Annotated in this window: 17 protein-coding genes; 7 read left to right on the top strand and 10 right to left on the bottom strand. The window is 44.1% G+C overall.

All coding sequences use genetic code 11. The features are described from left to right. Window positions 1-6: 6 nt before the first annotated feature. The 6 genes from CYL18_RS17705 to CYL18_RS17680 all read right to left on the bottom strand — a co-directional run bounded on the left by CYL18_RS17705 (window position 7) and on the right by CYL18_RS17680 (window position 6,909). Entirely contained in the window at window positions 7-1,368 is a 1,362-nt protein-coding gene (locus CYL18_RS17705; protein ID WP_104850816.1) for a UDP-N-acetylmuramoyl-tripeptide--D-alanyl-D-alanine ligase, read from the bottom strand. 90 nt (window positions 1,369-1,458) lie between these two features. Then, entirely contained in the window at window positions 1,459-2,532 is a 1,074-nt protein-coding gene (locus CYL18_RS17700) for a D-alanine--D-alanine ligase (protein WP_104850815.1), read from the bottom strand. A gap of 196 nt (window positions 2,533-2,728) precedes the next feature. After that, window positions 2,729-3,493, bottom strand: a complete 765-nt coding sequence (locus CYL18_RS17695) for a hypothetical protein (protein ID WP_104850814.1) — start codon at window positions 3,491-3,493, stop codon at window positions 2,729-2,731. A gap of 419 nt (window positions 3,494-3,912) precedes the next feature. Next, entirely contained in the window at window positions 3,913-6,312 is a 2,400-nt protein-coding gene (locus CYL18_RS17690; RefSeq protein ID WP_104850813.1) for a heavy metal translocating P-type ATPase, read from the bottom strand. 48 nt (window positions 6,313-6,360) lie between these two features. Next, on the bottom strand, window positions 6,361-6,567 hold the full coding sequence (copZ, locus tag CYL18_RS17685) for a copper chaperone CopZ (RefSeq protein ID WP_104850812.1): 207 nt from the start codon (window positions 6,565-6,567) through the stop codon (window positions 6,361-6,363). 12 nt (window positions 6,568-6,579) lie between these two features. Continuing rightward, the gene (locus tag CYL18_RS17680; protein ID WP_104850811.1) at window positions 6,580-6,909 is read right to left on the bottom strand and encodes a metal-sensitive transcriptional regulator; all 330 of its coding nucleotides are present in this window, start codon (window positions 6,907-6,909) and stop codon (window positions 6,580-6,582) included. Window positions 6,910-7,070: 161 nt separating this feature from the next. On the opposite strand from CYL18_RS17680, the gene CYL18_RS17675 reads away from it, so the two are divergent. Next, complete coding sequence (locus CYL18_RS17675) at window positions 7,071-7,679, top strand: histidine phosphatase family protein (RefSeq protein ID WP_161497163.1); 609 nt, start codon at window positions 7,071-7,073, stop codon at window positions 7,677-7,679. A gap of 55 nt (window positions 7,680-7,734) precedes the next feature. Here the strand turns inward: CYL18_RS17675 and CYL18_RS17670 are convergent, their stop codons facing one another. Then, window positions 7,735-8,532 carry an aminoglycoside N(3)-acetyltransferase gene (locus tag CYL18_RS17670; protein WP_104850809.1) on the bottom strand — a complete coding sequence of 266 codons (798 nt, stop codon included), beginning with the start codon at window positions 8,530-8,532 and terminating at the stop codon, window positions 7,735-7,737. A gap of 61 nt (window positions 8,533-8,593) precedes the next feature. After that, entirely contained in the window at window positions 8,594-9,490 is an 897-nt protein-coding gene (locus tag CYL18_RS17665; protein ID WP_104850808.1) for a YegS/Rv2252/BmrU family lipid kinase, read from the bottom strand. Between the two features lie 133 nt (window positions 9,491-9,623). Between CYL18_RS17665 and rraA the strand changes: the two genes are divergently transcribed. The 3 genes from rraA to CYL18_RS17655 all read left to right on the top strand — a co-directional run bounded on the left by rraA (window position 9,624) and on the right by CYL18_RS17655 (window position 11,984). After that, window positions 9,624-10,100 carry a ribonuclease E activity regulator RraA gene (gene rraA, locus CYL18_RS17660; protein ID WP_104850807.1) on the top strand — a complete coding sequence of 159 codons (477 nt, stop codon included), beginning with the start codon at window positions 9,624-9,626 and terminating at the stop codon, window positions 10,098-10,100. 253 nt (window positions 10,101-10,353) lie between these two features. Then, window positions 10,354-10,431: a putative holin-like toxin gene (locus tag CYL18_RS19750; protein ID WP_407984646.1), complete on the top strand. Its 78-nt coding sequence runs from the start codon at window positions 10,354-10,356 to the stop codon at window positions 10,429-10,431. 257 nt (window positions 10,432-10,688) lie between these two features. Then, window positions 10,689-11,984, top strand: coding sequence for a hemolysin family protein (locus CYL18_RS17655; protein ID WP_104850806.1), 1,296 nt, complete (start codon window positions 10,689-10,691; stop codon window positions 11,982-11,984). A 35-nt stretch (window positions 11,985-12,019) separates the two neighbouring features. Here CYL18_RS17655 and CYL18_RS17650 read toward each other — a convergent pair whose 3' ends face one another. Beyond that, window positions 12,020-12,316 carry a rhodanese-like domain-containing protein gene (locus CYL18_RS17650; RefSeq protein WP_104850805.1) on the bottom strand — a complete coding sequence of 99 codons (297 nt, stop codon included), beginning with the start codon at window positions 12,314-12,316 and terminating at the stop codon, window positions 12,020-12,022. A gap of 73 nt (window positions 12,317-12,389) precedes the next feature. Next, window positions 12,390-12,644: a metal-sensitive transcriptional regulator gene (locus tag CYL18_RS17645; RefSeq protein WP_104850804.1), complete on the bottom strand. Its 255-nt coding sequence runs from the start codon at window positions 12,642-12,644 to the stop codon at window positions 12,390-12,392. Window positions 12,645-12,854: 210 nt separating this feature from the next. On the opposite strand from CYL18_RS17645, the gene CYL18_RS17635 reads away from it, so the two are divergent. Genes CYL18_RS17635 through CYL18_RS17625 form a run of 3 tightly spaced genes read left to right on the top strand, consistent with a single transcriptional unit; the run spans window position 12,855 to window position 15,072 of the window. Further along, window positions 12,855-13,634, top strand: a complete 780-nt coding sequence (locus CYL18_RS17635) for a transporter substrate-binding domain-containing protein (RefSeq protein ID WP_104850802.1) — start codon at window positions 12,855-12,857, stop codon at window positions 13,632-13,634. 24 nt (window positions 13,635-13,658) lie between these two features. After that, entirely contained in the window at window positions 13,659-14,324 is a 666-nt protein-coding gene (locus CYL18_RS17630) for an amino acid ABC transporter permease (RefSeq protein ID WP_104850801.1), read from the top strand. A gap of 13 nt (window positions 14,325-14,337) precedes the next feature. Continuing rightward, a complete protein-coding gene (locus CYL18_RS17625) occupies window positions 14,338-15,072 on the top strand; it encodes an amino acid ABC transporter ATP-binding protein (RefSeq protein WP_104850800.1) in 735 nt (244 codons plus the stop codon). Window positions 15,073-15,893 lie beyond the last annotated feature (821 nt).

The following is a 15,893-nucleotide window of genomic DNA, read 5'->3' as shown; positions in this document are numbered from 1 at the left end:
TCAAGTCTATAGGGCTTTAACTACCTCTTCAAGCCTCATGCCGCGGGAGGCTTTCACAAGAACAAGAGCATGGGGCTCTGTCAGCTCTTTTAATTTATGAACGAGTTCCTCTTTCTCCTCAAAGTGGAAGACTCGCTCAGGGCCAAGGTTCGCCTTCGCACCTTCTGCAAGATTCACAGACAGATTTCCATAAGCCAATACATAATCAATTTCTTCGGTTATGAGTTCACCCATCTTATAGTGGTACTCTGCTTCCTCTGGCCCTAATTCGAGCATATCACCTAGCACGAGAATCTTCTTCGTTGCATCCGTCATTCCCTTAACAAGCTCAATCGCCGCCTTCATTGAGGTTGGGCTCGCGTTATAGGCATCATTGATGATTTTCTCGCCATTTGCGCCGAAGGATACTTCCATACGCATATTCGTCAGCTTTAGCTCACGAAGCCCTCTGGCAATCTCTTCATAAGAAATGCCCATTTCTCTTCCGACAGCGATGGCTGCCAAAGAATTAAGCACATTATGAGTTCCAAGCACCGGCAGCTGGAATGAATGCATTCCTTCCTTTTCGATCGTGAAGTTCATTTCATCCTGGCCAGGCTGTATATCAGCAGGGTAATAGTCATTCGTGATGCTTCTTCCAAAGGAGATTTTCCGGGATGCAACCTCCCCTATTCGATTTATAAGGAGCGGTTCATCACCATTATAGATGAGAACGCCTTCCGGTTTGAGTCCTTCAACAATCTCCATCTTTGCTTCGGCAATTCCTTCCCTTGAACCAAGATCAAGCAGATGGGATTCCCCAATGTTGGTGATAATGGCTGCATCAGGTTGTCCAATTCTAGATAGAAGGGAGATTTCTCCGCGGCTGCTCATCCCCATCTCCAGGATAAGCATTTCCGTATCTTCGGGAGCGGATAATACTGTAAGCGGCAAACCGATATGATTATTGTAATTCCCGTTTGTCTTATGCACGCGATATTTTATTCCAAGGATGGAGGCCGTCATGTCCTTTGTCGTTGTCTTTCCATTAGAGCCCGTGATGCCAATCACCTTTGCTTCAAGCTCATTTAAATAGGCCTTTGCCAGTTGCTGCAATGCCTTCAGGCTATCCTCAACAAAGATGAGAGCTGCCCCTTCCGGAGGGTTTGGCTGATTATGTTCCCAAAGGCTCGCTGAAGCTCCTCGCTCAAACGCTTGCAGGACATGATCATGCCCATTGCTCTTCTCTCCTTGAAGGGGCACGAAAAGATTAGAATCCGTGATTTTTCTTGTATCATTCGTTACTCCGGCGACCATGACATCTTTCACAGAGTCATGAATCTGGCCCTTTACCATGGCTGCTATTTCAGCTAGTGTACGTTTTATCATTTTAATCCTCCATTACACTTTTTCATCCCTGAAATTCAGGTAAGTACATACCAATTAGTATGTACTTACCCTTTTTGCCCCATTTAAGACTTAAATGGTATATTTAATTTTTTGTTTCTCTGCATGGCGGTCAAGCGCTAATTGAATGAGTTTTTCAATTAATTCCGGATAATCAACACCTGTATGCTTCCAAAGAAGCGGGAACATGCTAAACGGCGTGAAACCAGGCATTGTATTCACTTCATTGATATACGCTTTACCATCGCCAGTGAGGAAAAAGTCCGCTCTCACCAATCCAGAGCAATCCAATGCTTTATACGCTTTAACAGCCATTTCCTTTAGGTTGGCATATTCCTCTTCCGTGAGTTCAGCCGGGATTACTAATGCTGTGTCTCCATCTTCATATTTTGCCTTATAATCATAGAAATCTTTTTTCGGAATAATTTCACCAGCGACAGATACCTCCGGATGATCGTTGCCAATTACACCAAGTTCAACCTCTCGCGCCTTAACACCTTCTTCAATGATGACTTTGCGGTCGAATTGGAATGCTTCCGCAAATGCAGCAAGCAGCTCTTCACGATTATCTGCCTTGCTGATTCCGACACTTGAACCAAGATTAGCCGGTTTGACAAAGCATGGATAACCGATTTCTTTTTCCACTTCATCACATACAGCCTCTTCATTACCTGTATATTCAGAACGCAGGTAGGATGAGTACCCAACTTGAGTAAGTCCTGCCTGTGCAAAAATATTCTTCATAATGACTTTATCCATTCCAGCAGAAGAGGCAAGAACACCATTTCCTACATAAGGGATATTCAATAGCTCTAACAATCCTTGTACCGTTCCATCCTCACCATTTGGTCCGTGCAAGAGCGGGAATACAACGTCAAAACCTTCGCTAGAATCCTGAGCAACAATGCTATTGAATCCAGTCGCTTCAATTGCTCCTTCATTTGCTCCAAATTCCAGCTGTTTCACAGAATCAACAGGTCCTTCGAGTTGGGGCCCTTTGATCCACTGCCCTTCTTCATTTATGTAAATCGGATGTATATCAAATTTAGATGCATCCAGCGCCTTGATGACCGCTAGTGCTGTTTGCATGGATACTTTATGTTCTGCAGATTTTCCGCCGTATAATAATCCTAGTCTGATTTTCATTATAAACGTACCTCCATTGATTGGTTCCTTAGTCTATTGTATCATCCCCCTTTAGAACATGAAATGAATCCAACAATCGGAATCATCCCATCTTGGGAAATCATACATTCCATTCATCTTATTATATGCGTTTTTGCCCAAGGATTGTGAATAATTTAAAAGAGAAAACCTCCCTTTTTACAGGGAGGTCAGTCCATTAACGAATAAGTGTCCATTCTTTTTGTTTCTTCTGGAAAACTAGTTTAGCTGTCTGTCTCGTCCGATAGATAGTTCGAAGCTCATGCTCAAGATCATCCTCATGAGAGAAATCTCCGACAGACCATATAGGAATTTCCGCCGCCTGCCGTGTGTTAATGGATTTCTCGAAGCTAATGATAGCACCTTCAGTAAAAATCGGCGATAATTGCTTGATCATCTCTTGAGGAACACTCTGAAGACTGACTTTCCTCTTCGCTCCAAATAAACCTCTCTCCGCCTTGTTCAAATCCGCCTGCTCCGGAATTATTGCAGAAAGAATCTCATAGAAATCAGCCCAACTTCGATAATAAATCTTATTATAAAGGCCGTCTTCCTGTGTTAAGTAGACAAACCGATTATTCATCTTCTGGTAAAAGGGCGAACGCAAATGGTTAAAGGTATGCCTCACGTACAAAATTTCGGCAATCTCCCACGGGGCGAGTTCTTCAAGACCATCGATATCCTCAAAATCCATCCAGACAAGCTGCTCGATTTCTTTCCCATTCTCTTTACAGAACCTCTTATAAGATGGATAGGTTACATAATTAAAATGTGTATGCATGTCAAACTCAACATCCATAAAAGGATGGTCCAACAATAATAAATTCTCGGGCGGCTCATTCACCGCCTGCATAAAGGAGCAAAAATCAATCCCAAACGAAGCGACGAAATGCTCTGCCTCTTGTTTATGAAGATAGATAAAATCTCTCTTAACACTTTTCATTATCACAAACCCCTTCGACATTTACCAATTCAGGAATACCTGTCTGAGCGTGCAACTGCCAATCCATTCAAAATACTAAAACACTTATTTCAAGCAGATTGTTTTTATATTCCTTCTCCATATATATTTTAGACGAAATAAACACCAAAAAGATTCATAAACCAGGAAAAAAATCATATTGTAAAATGGCTGTAATATTTTTTAGACATATTCAAGGATTTTGTCCATAGTTTGGGCATAGTATCTCCCAATAAATATATCGTAACAGGATAAAATACCTAAGTCGAGAGACAAGTATCTAGCTGCATATAAGTTATCGGAATTAGAGCAACGACCTATAATCCATTTCTTCCTTTTAGAATGATATGCATTAACTTCAGGCGGCAGAAAAGCAATATCTGCCGCCTTACACGCTTTCTTTAGAGCTTCAATCTTTGCAGACGCAATGCATTCAGGACAACACTGACTGAGCTGAACGCCATTGCTGCCCCCGCAAGCCATGGGGCAAGCAGACCGCTAACAGCAATTGGTATGCCAAGGGTGTTATATCCAAATGCCCAGAAAAGGTTTTGCTTGATATTCTTCATCGTTTGCCTGCTAATATTTAGCGCATCGGAAACTCCTTGAACATCGCCCTTCATAAGTGTGATATCAGCTGCTTCCATCGCTACATCTGTACCCGTACCAATGGCGATGCCGATATCAGCCAGCGCAAGTGCTGGCGCATCATTAATTCCGTCGCCGACCATGGCAACCTTCTTGCCCTGCGCTTGTAATTTTCGTACCTCATCGGCTTTTCCTTCGGGAAGCACTTCCCCAATGACATTCATAATCCCCGCCTGCTTAGCAATCGCTTCAGCTGTTTGCTGATTATCTCCGCTAATCATCCATACATCAATCCCTTGGGCTTGCAGCTTTTTGACGGCGCTTGCCGAGGATTCCTTGATGGTGTCCGCAACAGCTATAACACCGGCAATCTCTTCATCAATGGCAACAATCATGGCTGTCTTCCCGGCGCTTTCTAATTCGGTCATAAGAGACACGTTTTGATCAATGGAAAGATGAGCCCGCTGCATGAAACGCCTTGTACCGATACGTATCTGCCGTCCGTCCAACATGCCCATTACCCCGTATCCTGGGATAGCTTCAAAGGAAGTAACCGCCAATGTTTCCAGCTGGCGCTCATTTGCCGCTTCAACAATTGCTTTTGCCAGAGGATGCTCAGAAGGTCTTTCAACAGATGCCGCTAACTGCAGCACTTCCTCTTCATCCCATTGACCAAGCACATGAATATCTGTTAAGGCAGGCTTCCCGTGTGTAAGTGTACCTGTTTTATCAAAAATGATGGTATCAATCTGTTGGAAGGTTTCAAGGTACTCTCCTCCCTTAAATAAAATACCCAGTTCGGCAGATCGACCGGAACCAGCCATGATAGAGGTCGGTGTAGCTAGCCCCAAGGCACATGGACAGGCGATAACGAGCACAGCAATGGTATTCTCTAAAGCTTCACTGAAATCGCCAGGTGAAACAATGAAATACCATGCAAAAAAGGTGAGAACAGCTATACCGACGACTATCGGCACGAATATCCCTGAAATTTTATCGGCCATACGCTGGATTGGCGCCTTAGATCCTTGGGCTTGCTCGACAACCTTAATAATTTGGGCAAGGGCTGTCTCTTTCCCAATTTTGACTGCTTTGATCTTAAGGTAACTATTATGATTGATTGTTGCTCCGTAAACTAAATCACCAGGTTGTTTATCAACAGGAATACTTTCGCCCGTGAGCATAGATTCATCAATACTTGAAGCACCCTCAATGACCTTTCCGTCTACCGGAATTTTTTCACCAGGCCGCACATAAATAAGATCGCCAACTTGAACCTCCTCAAGCGGAACCGTCAATTCTTCGTTTTCCCGAAGAATTGTGGCTGTTTTGGGCTGAAGGCCCATCAGCTTCTTAATTGCCGCTGAAGAACGCCCTTTCGCTTTTGCCTCAAATAACTTACCGAGAAGAATCAGCGTGATTAAGATGGCGCTTGTTTCGAAATAAAGAGCAGGATGATGTCCATGTCCAGCACTTCTGATAGCTTCATATAAGCTGTAAAAATACGCAGCGGACGTGCCTAGCGCGACCAATACATCCATATTTGCGCTCCCATTGCGTAATGCCTTATAAGCCCCGCTATAGAATTGCCATCCAATGATGAACTGGACAGGTGTTGCGAGCAAAAGCTGTACCCACGGATTCATAAGGAAATCCGGCACATACATCCATGAGGTAAAGGAAAAATGACCAAACATCGTCCACAGCAACGGAAATGCCAAGATAGCCGAGAAGATAAATTTACGTTGCTGCTTCTTAATGGCTTTCTCTCTCAGATTATCCTCTTTCTCTGCTTTCTCTTTAAGGGAAGCCTCATAGCCAAGCTTCTCAATTCTTGCTATCAGATCTCTTTCTGACACTTGGCCCCGGATATACTCAATCGTGCCTTCCTCTAAGGCTAGATTCACATTGGCCCCAATAACTCCATCCATCTTTGCCAAGCCTTTTTCAATCCTTGTCGCGCATGCTGCGCAGCTCATGCCAGATATAATGAGATTTGCTTGATTTGTGACAACTCCATACCCGATTTTCTCCACTTTCTCTTTGATGTCCTGCGCCGCCACTCTTTTCGAATCGTACTGGACCGTTGTGGTTTCGGTCGCAAGGTTTACATTCGCCTCTTCGACCCCATCCATTTTGCCGAGAACCTTCTCAATCCTTGCAGAGCAAGCAGCACAGCTCATTCCCGTTACTTGAAAACGAACTTCCTTCATACCTTTCACCTCTCTAAACACAGAACCTGCCAAACTTAACGGGATGAATTATTCTACCTCATAGCCTTGGTCATCAATCGTCTCCTTAATGGAATCAAGCGTCACCGCACTCTCATCATATGATACTTCAACCTTGCCTCCGCTTAAATCAACATCCACAGACCTTACGCCCGCTAAGCCCCCAACACTTTCTTCTACTGCCTTTACACAATGTCCGCAAGACATACCGTTTACGTTCAATACTTCTGTTTTCATATTCTTGTCCTCCTATTTTTTCATTAGCTTCTGTATAGTAATTAACACTTCATCTAAGACTTCCGTGTCACCATCTTGTATTCTCTCAAGAACGCAGCTTTTCATATGGCCTTCAAGCAGGAGCTTCCCCACGGAATTAAGCGCTGATTGTGTTGCCGCAATTTGAGTGATGATATCATCACAATAGATATCCTTGGCAATCATACCCTTGATCCCTCTTATTTGTCCTTCTATCCGGTTGAGACGGTGAACCAAGTTTCGCTTTGTTTCCTCTGAATGGTGGCTTGATCTGACTGATTTATGCTCACAGCTATTTAATGATTCTCGAAGACTATCATCCATCTTTTAGCCTCCTCTTCCTTCAACTTATTCCCAAGATATCATACCCCCATAAGGTATGCAATGAACCGAAACTCTAGAATCCCCTTATTTTGTCATTTTTCTCAAAAGCATTATTGTGAGATATAATAAATATTATCTACAGGAAAAAGGAGATATGGATTTTGCTTACCATTTATTTAACGAGACACGGACTAACCGAATGGAATGTGAATCGACGCATGCAAGGATGGGGTAATGGTGAATTAACAGAGAAGGGCATCAGTGATGCAAAGGCTCTCGGGAAACGCCTGAAGGAAGTGCCGATTGATAAAGTGTATAGCAGTTCCTCCAAAAGGGCTTTTGAAACAGCTAAATACATTATTGGGGACAGAGAACTTAGTCTCATTCAAATGGACGACTTGCGTGAGATAAACTTTGGAGATTGGGATGGACGTATTCGCGAGGAGATTGAAGCGGAATACCCAGATGAATTTAAGGTATTCTGGGAAACGCCCCATCTCTTTAATCGGAATTCTGGCGAGACCTTTGAACATGTGCGAAAAAGAGCCATTAGGTCCTTGCAGCATATCATTGAAGAAAACAAGGAAGGAACGGTCCTTATCGTCACACATTCTATCTTCCTTCGTGTTCTAATGACCTACATTAAGGATATTCCGCTTTCAGATGTCTTTAAATCAACTCCTCCAGGCAATACCAGCCTCTTTAAGATAGAAATGACAGATGGAGAATTAAAACTAATTTTTGAAAATGATATGCAGCATGTAGAATAATCGCGGGAAATTGAAAGGGCGAGCCACCATACAAGGTGTCCCGCCCGCTTTTCTTTCATGAAGGATTCTTCATCCATTTCTCTGCGAAATCTACTGCTTCCCTCATTGAGAACAATCGAGAGTGAGCACTGCCTATCTTGCCTCTCTTGACAAGATGCGTTCGCTCAAATTCCTCCCCGATTTCATTAAAATCAGTATCATCATAATCGAGATCCTGAAATTCAACCCACTTCCTCACGCCCTCGACCAAGAGAGGAGCCCCCTTCACGGTTTCCTCCCGGTTGCCCGCTCTGTACTCTGCCAGGTGAAAGCACGTATTTGTCTCATAGGTCGTCCCAATAAACAGAACATGGGCATCTAAATCGTACATTCTTCTAAGAGGCGACTGTTCTCCTAGCCCGTATTCAAGACTGTGAAAGTTTAGAATTTCATCTTTCCTTGCTCCCCATCCCGCAAAGGAGACATGGGGATGGCTGCTTCTTACTACATCCTTAAATGTTCTGAAAAGCTCTGGAACCTTGCCGACCCCACGCGTAGGTGTAATGTCCGGTTCATAGGCAGGCATTGTGCTGCGGACCGTATCCCACCATTCCCACGGAATTGGGGGTAAAAGCCACTCTGCCGGGTCGGAATAATCAGCTGATTGCGTCGGCATGATGATTGTCCCCTTATCGGTCACAGCATCCATCAATGCTTGGATAAGGGCGACTGCTCCCCCGTTAATCCACCCAATAGAGGATAATGAACTATGAACCAAAAGGGTCATTCCAGGTTCCACTCCAAGTTCGCGTAAATCCTTTCGCAGCTGATCTCTTGTTCTTGGGAAGGGGGTTTGTTCAATTAAACTACTCATGGGTCACTCTCTTTTCATCATTTTCCTCTATTATACTCTTATCCTTTAGGCAAAGGCTTACTTAATCTCCGACTAACATCTGAATATGCTTATTCAATACGATTAATTCTGCAGGTGTTTCTGAATAAATTTCCCCATCTGTATCGGCCTCGAGAACCGGACTCGTTTGCACAGAGAGCGATGACGTTTGGAAATGCTGCAAATTTCCTACAGCTTCTGCATTATTCGGAGGGAGTTCCTCTAGATTGAATACTTCAATAAGAGACCCGAAGGTGGAATCTCGTACAATTAGCACATCAAACAGACCATCATCAATTTTCATATTTGGAAACGGAATTTGGTTCGTTCCAATGTACCGCCCATTCATAACTAGGATCATGACAGCCTCCCCTTTTAGATGATGCTCATCTGCTTCAAGGGTGAAATGAAAAGGTTCTGCTGCCTGCATAGTCTTCAAAGCACTTAGAAAGTAACTTAGCTTTCCCAGCACCTTCTTCTGTCCAGCATCAATATTGGTTGAAGTGTCTGCTACAAGACCTACTCCCCAGAAGTTCAGAAAATAGTGATCGTTCACCTTCCCAACATCCAAAAGCTGCGTCTTGCCCTGCATGAGAATTTTAGCGGCTCTTGCTAGGTTTTGCGGAATACGGAGCATCCGGCTGAAATCATTGCAGGTACCCCCTGGCAGTATGCCAAGAATCGGCCTTATCTCCAATTCAGCCAGTCCATTGATAGCTTCATGAACAGTTCCATCTCCACCGAGGACAATGACCAGATCGGTTCTCTCGCCCCATTCCCTGCATATTTCCGTCGTTTCGCCCTCCCGCTCCGTCTGTATAATCTGCAGCTCTTTAACATGAACGCTAATTTCCGGGAGAACAGCCGCAAGAGCTTTCTCGGTATTAGCCTGACCAGCTGCTTGATTATATATAAATAGTGCATGGTTATACATAACCATCAACTTCCCCTCATTCTTTTTTTCTTTATTTTCCCGTATATGCCTCAATACGAAACCATAGCGCTGGAATGATAGATTATTTTTAACTATAATTGTAAAATAAACTGATTTTTCAGATAAAGGGGTGCGACTGATGAAAACAGCTGACCTATGTGATAAGTACGCAGACCAGCTTAAGCTCTGTAAGCTACCACTTTCTTCTTATGGCGGCAAAAAAGAGTTTCACGGATTCATACGGACTGTAGAAGTATTTGAAGATAACTCCATGGTGAAAGAAAGCCTGCAAACCATTGAACCAGGAACTGTTCTGGTCGTTGATGGAGCCGGTTCCAGAAACTGTGCCCTGCTTGGCGACCTCCTAGCAGGCATTGCTGCAGACCGCAAGATTAGCGGCATCATCATTAATGGATGTGTCCGTGACTCCTCCGAATTAGCTGCTATCCCTGTTGGCGTTAAAGCAATTGGCACATGCCCTTTTAAAAGTAAGAAAAGAGGCGAAGGAACAAAACATATTCCCCTCTCCTTTGGAGAAGTTGATTGGATCCCCGGCCAGTATGTGTATGCAGACAATGATGGCATATTAATAGCGGAAAGGCCCGTGCACACATAATTAAATCAGCTTAAAAGGCATGCGTTGAAATAACGCATGCCTTTTTCACTCTACTAAATAAAATTTGTTATGAATCGTATTGAACCCAATTCTAGTTTTCCGTAAGACATTTTTATAGGCCACTAAGCCAAAAGTCATTTTTTAGACAAAATAACGAACATACGTTCTCGTTTATCAGATTATTTGCTATAATGGACAAACAAGACCACATCCTAGATGCGAGAATCTCCCAAAAGAAATGGGGTGATAAACTTTGAGCGTCTTTGAAACCCTTATGGTCACATTTGGCTTTGCCACGTTGCTGCTAAGCATTATTACAATAAAAAAATAGGCCCCCTGCGATTAAAGAGGCCTGTTTCCCTGTCTACTGACAGGATGTGGATTCTTATAAAGCCATGAATGCCCACCATTCATGGCTTTTTTCTATTTAATGGTATCACAATAAAGACTTCTCTGTCACGACGAACATGTTTAGTTTATCTTACCTCTAAAAGGATGTTTAAGTTAGGGGTTAATGGTAAAGAGAATATAGAGTTTTTAGTAGAAAGGCGGTGAATCTTCTTCACTTAATGGCGTAGAAGAGGACAAATGTACACAGCTAACTTAATCGCGCTATTCATCCTGCTTGCAAGCACCATGTTTTTCGTGGCATCCGAGTTTGCAATTGTCAAAGTGCGTGCAACGAGAATCAATCAACTAATCGAAGAAGGAAATAAAAAAGCGATTAATGCGAAGCGAGTTATCACGCATTTGGATGAATATTTATCGGCTACCCAGCTTGGCATCACCATTACCTCCCTTGGGATCGGTTGGCTGGGAGAACCTACTGTAAAGGCCATTATAGAGCCCTTGTTCATTAAATTGAATATATCAGAGTCCGCAGCCACATTGATTTCCTTTGTGATTGCCTTCTCTCTCATCACATTCTTACATGTAGTTGTCGGTGAGCTGGCTCCAAAATCTGTCGCCATCCAAAAGGCTGAGGCCATTACAGTGAATTTTGCGGGCCCTTTAATTTTGTTTTATCGGATTACCTTTCCAATCATATGGGCACTCAATCATTCCGCGCGGTTCATCATTGGACTGTTCGGCATTAAGCCTACATCAGAGGGAGATGTCGCCCACTCCGAAGAGGAGCTCCGTATGATTTTGAGCGATAGCTACCAAAAAGGAGAAATCAATCAAACCGAATACAGATATGTCAATAATATTTTTGAATTCGATGATCGGCTGGCGCGAGAAATCATGGTGCCTCGCACTGAAATTGATGTATTCCAAATAGAGGACAAAATTGAGGATATCCTTGAACAGCTCTACGATCAGCAGCATACTCGCTTTCCTGTCACCGATGGGGATAAAGACTCCATTATCGGACTTATCAATACGAAGGAGCTTATGGCAGAATGCCTCAAATCCAGGATGAAGATGGACATGACCATTGAGCCCTTTATCAAACCAATCATCACTGTCATTGAATCAATTCCTATTCATGACCTGCTAATCAAAATGCAACAGGAACAGACCCATATGGCCGTCTTGATTGATGAGTATGGAGGAACTTCCGGGCTTGTCACCGTGGAGGATATTCTAGAGGAGATTGTCGGAGAGATCCGGGATGAATTTGATGATGACGAGCTACCTGAAATCCGCAAATTAGGTGAAGACCATTACATCGTTGATTCTAAATTACTATTATCAGAGATAAATGATTTGCTCGGCACCCGTTTAGATAATCCTGATGTAGACACTATCGGAGGCTGGTATCTAACTCATAAAATGGATGTCATCATCGGTGATTCCATTGAAGAAGAAGGATACATCTTTACTATTTCAGAGGCTGAAGAATACCATATCCTCTATATGGAAATCAAAAAAGTGATATAAAAAAGGCGGCAATGATTTGCCGTCTTTTCTCGTATTTATTCCGTTTCACCTTCCCAAGCAAGCATGCCCCCATCTACATTCGTGGCATTATACCCTTGAGATTCTAAAAACTGTACTGCCCTTGCGCTGCGCCCGCCTGCATGACAGACAACAAGATATTCCTTATTTTTATCCAATTCATTCATTTTAAACTCGACAAGCCCCAATGGAATATGGATGGCCTGAGGAATCTTGCCCCCTGCCACTTCATCTGCTTCACGTACATCAATGATATTCAACTGTTCTCCTGCTTCGAGCCTAGCCTGTACTTCTTGTGGGTCAATCGTTTTCATATTGCTCGCCCTCCCGTTATCTACTTACCCCTATAGGTATAACAAATGTAATCAAAAAAAGCCAATCATTTAACTATCGGCTTTTTACTAATAAATTGACGGCTTCATTCACTAAAGCTTCCTGCTCTTTACCCTCGGCGGCCTTCACGCATTCAACGAGATTCTCGCTCACAACTACTCCGATTGTCCTATCTACGGCAGAACGGACAGCAGATAATTGCATCACTACATTCTTACAATCCTTGCCCTCTTCCATCATCTTTAAAATACCGCGCAGCTGACCTTCCATGCGCTTAACGCGATTCTTCATTTGATCTGTATATTCCATCCGTTTCACCCCTTTAGATGATTATACTCGAAAATAGTTTCTTCATCTAATCGAAATGCTATCAAAGAAGAGTAATTCCCGTTTTCACCATATATAAACTGCTTCCTTAGACCCGTTTTTGTAAAAATAGGAAAAATTCGGTTACCCACCAGGTTTATTAGGGTAAAAGAAGGATGGATTTCATATTTTGTCGAAAGGAGACCTTGCCACATGAAATTGAAATACATGTCACTAGCCATCCTGATCATATTAATCAGCATTCTTTCGGCCTGTGCCGAAAAAGACAAGATGGAAAGCGGCGCTGAATTAATCGAAGAAGGTAAATTCGTTTATACGGCTTCAGGTGAATTCAAGCCATTCAGCTATATGAATGATGATATGACCATGACAGGCTTTGACATTGAGGTCGGAGCAGCTATTGCGAAGGAGTTAGGGCTGGAGCCTGTCCAAAAACAAATGAAGTTTAAAGGAATCGTAGAAGGAGTCAAAACCGGCCGTGCCGATGTGGCTGTTGCAAGCCATACCATTAATGACGCACGTGCTAAGCATGTTCTATTCTCCACTCCCTACTACTACTCAGGTCCGCAGATTTTCACTCGCCCTGACAGCAATATCAAAACAGCCGATGACTTAAAAGGAAAAGAAGTCGCCGCTGCCAAAGGATCTACATATGCAGATACCGCAAGCCAATACACGTCAAACATTAAAATGTATGACAGTGACATAACCGCTTTAAAGGCACTCAGCAACGGCCGTCATGATGCTGTCATCACTGACTTCGTCACCGGCAAAACAGCCGCAAAGGAAGGCTTTAAAATTGTCGGCCAACAGCTGATTGAACGAAGTGAACAAGCTGTTGTTATCCCGAAGGATAATCCTATTCTGCTTGAAGAAGTGAACAATGCGCTTGAATCGCTCCGCGAAGACGGCACATTGAAGGAGATCAGCATGAAATACTTTGGAGAAGATATTACGACAAAACCAGAATAATAGATAGAAAGGATGTTGTTTCGATTGCCGAGTTTCTCGCATTTTTTCAACACATTAATTGATACACGCGGCGTTTTTTTTGACGCCATGATTTTAACACTCCAATTAACGGTAGTTTCTATTTTAATCGGTATCATAATCGGTTTAGTAGTGGCATTATTAAAGATTTCACGCATCAAAATCCTTGGGTATCTCTCTGATGCCTATATCTACCTTGTCCGCGGTACACCGCTTATCGTCCAAATATTTATCCTGTACTTCGGATTCAGCGGCATTTTCCTCATACCGGATTTCTGGGCTGCCTCACTCGCGCTCGCCTTCCATAATGGTGCCTATATTGCCGAGATCTTCCGCGGAACCATCCAATCCATTGATAAAGGTCAGATGGAAGCCGGCCGCTCACTCGGGATGACGCGCGGACTCGCAATGCGCCGTATCATCTTTCCGCAAGCCCTGCGCAGAGCCCTTCCGCCGCTTGGCAACCAATTTATCATTGGATTAAAAGACTCATCCTTGGCAGCCTTTATCTCGCTGAATGAATTATTCAACGTGGCCACAACGCTTGGCTCAAACAACTTCGACGAAATGAACTACCTGCTCATCGTCGCTGTCTATTACCTAATCCTAGTCGCCATCCTTACGCTCGGATTGCGCGCCCTAGAAAAGAAAATGTCCATCAGTGACCAGTAAGGGGGAACAAAACATGGCACGAGAAATGATTAAAATCGAAAAACTGAACAAATCATTCGGAGACCTTCAAGTCTTAAAAAATATCGACATGACCATCCATGAAAGCGACGTTGTCTGCCTCGTCGGATCCAGCGGCTCCGGCAAAAGCACCCTGCTTCGCTGCATCAACTATCTCGAAAAAAAGAACAGCGGGAAAATTATCATTGAAGGCGAGCAAATCGAAACATCAACACACAACATCAATGAAGTGCGGCAAAAAATCGGCATGGTCTTTCAGCATTTCAACCTATTCCCGCACATGACCGTCCTTGAAAACGTCATCGAAGCACCGGTTCAAGTCAAAAAAGTATCAAAGGATACAGCGAAAAAAGAAGCAATGGCTCTCCTGCGCAAGGTTGGCTTAGAGGACAAAGCCGATGTCTATCCTAGCAAACTATCGGGCGGTCAAAAGCAACGGGTTGCCATTGCCCGAGCCCTCGCCATGAAGCCCGACATCATGCTCTTTGATGAACCGACATCCGCTCTCGACCCCGAGCTTGTCGGCGAAGTGCTTCTCACCATGAAGGAACTCGCCGAAGAAGGCATGACCATGATCATCGTCACGCACGAAATGTCCTTCGCCCGCGAAGTCGCCGACTGGATTTTCTTCATGCACGAAGGAAATATTCTCGAACGCGGCACACCTGAACAAATATTCGATAACCCGAAGGAAGAACGGACACGGGAGTTTTTCAGCAGTCAGTTTTGATAGGGATATTGGGCACCCCCTGGTTAGGGGGTGTTTTTTTGTGGGTGATTGATGATGGGTGTGGGGTGTTCTGACGATGGTCATCCTTTACCCCTTGCCTGGGTGAAGGGTGGGTGTTACGTGGCTTCTCCCACCTTTCACCCATCCTATTCCCACTCTTCCTACCCCTCGCCTGGGTGAAGGGTGGGATATGCATGGCTCTTCCCATCTTACTCCCACCCTTTTCCCATACTTCCTACCTCTTGCATGGGTGAAGGGTGGAAAAAGCCTGGCTTTCCCCATCTTCCTCCCACCCCTTTCCCATACTTCCTACCTCTTGCCTGGGTGAAGGGTGGGAAAAGCCTGGCTTTCCCCATCTTACTCCCACCCCTATCCCACTCTTCCTACCCCTTGCCTGGGTGAAGGGTGGGAAAAGCCTGGCTTTCCCCATCTTACTCCCACCCTTTTCCCACTCTTCCTACCCCTCGCCTGGGTGAAGGGTGGGATATGCATGGCTCTTCCCATCTTACTCCCACCCCTTTCCCATACTTCCTACCCCTTGCCTGGGCGAAGGGTGGGAAAAGCCTGGCTTTCCCCATCTTTCTCCCACCCCTTTCCCACACTTCCTACCTCTTGCCTGGGTGAAGGATGGGATATGCGTGGCTCTTCCCATCTTCCTCCCACCCCTTTCCCACACTTCCTACCCCTTGCCTGGGTGAAGGGTGGGCGTTACGTGGCTTCTCCCACCTTTCACCCATCCTATTCAGTCAAGTCCATATTCTTGTGTAAAATTAAAAACAATGTTTATTGGATGTGAAAATAAAACTTCTCCATTGATCTAT

It is taken from the genome of Pradoshia eiseniae (genome assembly GCF_002946355.1).
In the GTDB taxonomy this organism is placed as follows: Bacteria; Bacillota; Bacilli; order Bacillales; family Pradoshiaceae; genus Pradoshia; species Pradoshia eiseniae.
The sequence above is the reverse complement of the archived record's forward strand: the minus strand, read 5'-3'. Positions and strand labels throughout refer to the sequence as shown.

Coding starts and splice junctions, on each gene's coding strand:
- CYL18_RS17635 (WP_104850802.1), top strand. CDS start 12,855: ATGAAATTGAAATACATGTCACTAGCCATCCTGATCATATTAATCAGC.
- CYL18_RS17625 (WP_104850800.1), top strand. CDS start 14,338: ATGGCACGAGAAATGATTAAAATCGAAAAACTGAACAAATCATTCGGA.
- copZ (WP_104850812.1), bottom strand. CDS start 6,567: ATGAAAACAGAAGTATTGAACGTAAACGGTATGTCTTGCGGACATTGT.
- CYL18_RS17665 (WP_104850808.1), bottom strand. CDS start 9,490: ATGGTTATGTATAACCATGCACTATTTATATATAATCAAGCAGCTGGT.
- CYL18_RS17645 (WP_104850804.1), bottom strand. CDS start 12,644: ATGGAATATACAGATCAAATGAAGAATCGCGTTAAGCGCATGGAAGGT.
- rraA (WP_104850807.1), top strand. CDS start 9,624: ATGAAAACAGCTGACCTATGTGATAAGTACGCAGACCAGCTTAAGCTC.
- CYL18_RS17705 (WP_104850816.1), bottom strand. CDS start 1,368: ATGATAAAACGTACACTAGCTGAAATAGCAGCCATGGTAAAGGGCCAG.
- CYL18_RS17650 (WP_104850805.1), bottom strand. CDS start 12,316: ATGAAAACGATTGACCCACAAGAAGTACAGGCTAGGCTCGAAGCAGGA.
- CYL18_RS17700 (WP_104850815.1), bottom strand. CDS start 2,532: ATGAAAATCAGACTAGGATTATTATACGGCGGAAAATCTGCAGAACAT.
- CYL18_RS17695 (WP_104850814.1), bottom strand. CDS start 3,493: ATGAAAAGTGTTAAGAGAGATTTTATCTATCTTCATAAACAAGAGGCA.
- CYL18_RS17690 (WP_104850813.1), bottom strand. CDS start 6,312: ATGAAGGAAGTTCGTTTTCAAGTAACGGGAATGAGCTGTGCTGCTTGC.
- CYL18_RS17680 (WP_104850811.1), bottom strand. CDS start 6,909: ATGGATGATAGTCTTCGAGAATCATTAAATAGCTGTGAGCATAAATCA.
- CYL18_RS17655 (WP_104850806.1), top strand. CDS start 10,689: ATGTACACAGCTAACTTAATCGCGCTATTCATCCTGCTTGCAAGCACC.
- CYL18_RS17670 (WP_104850809.1), bottom strand. CDS start 8,532: ATGAGTAGTTTAATTGAACAAACCCCCTTCCCAAGAACAAGAGATCAG.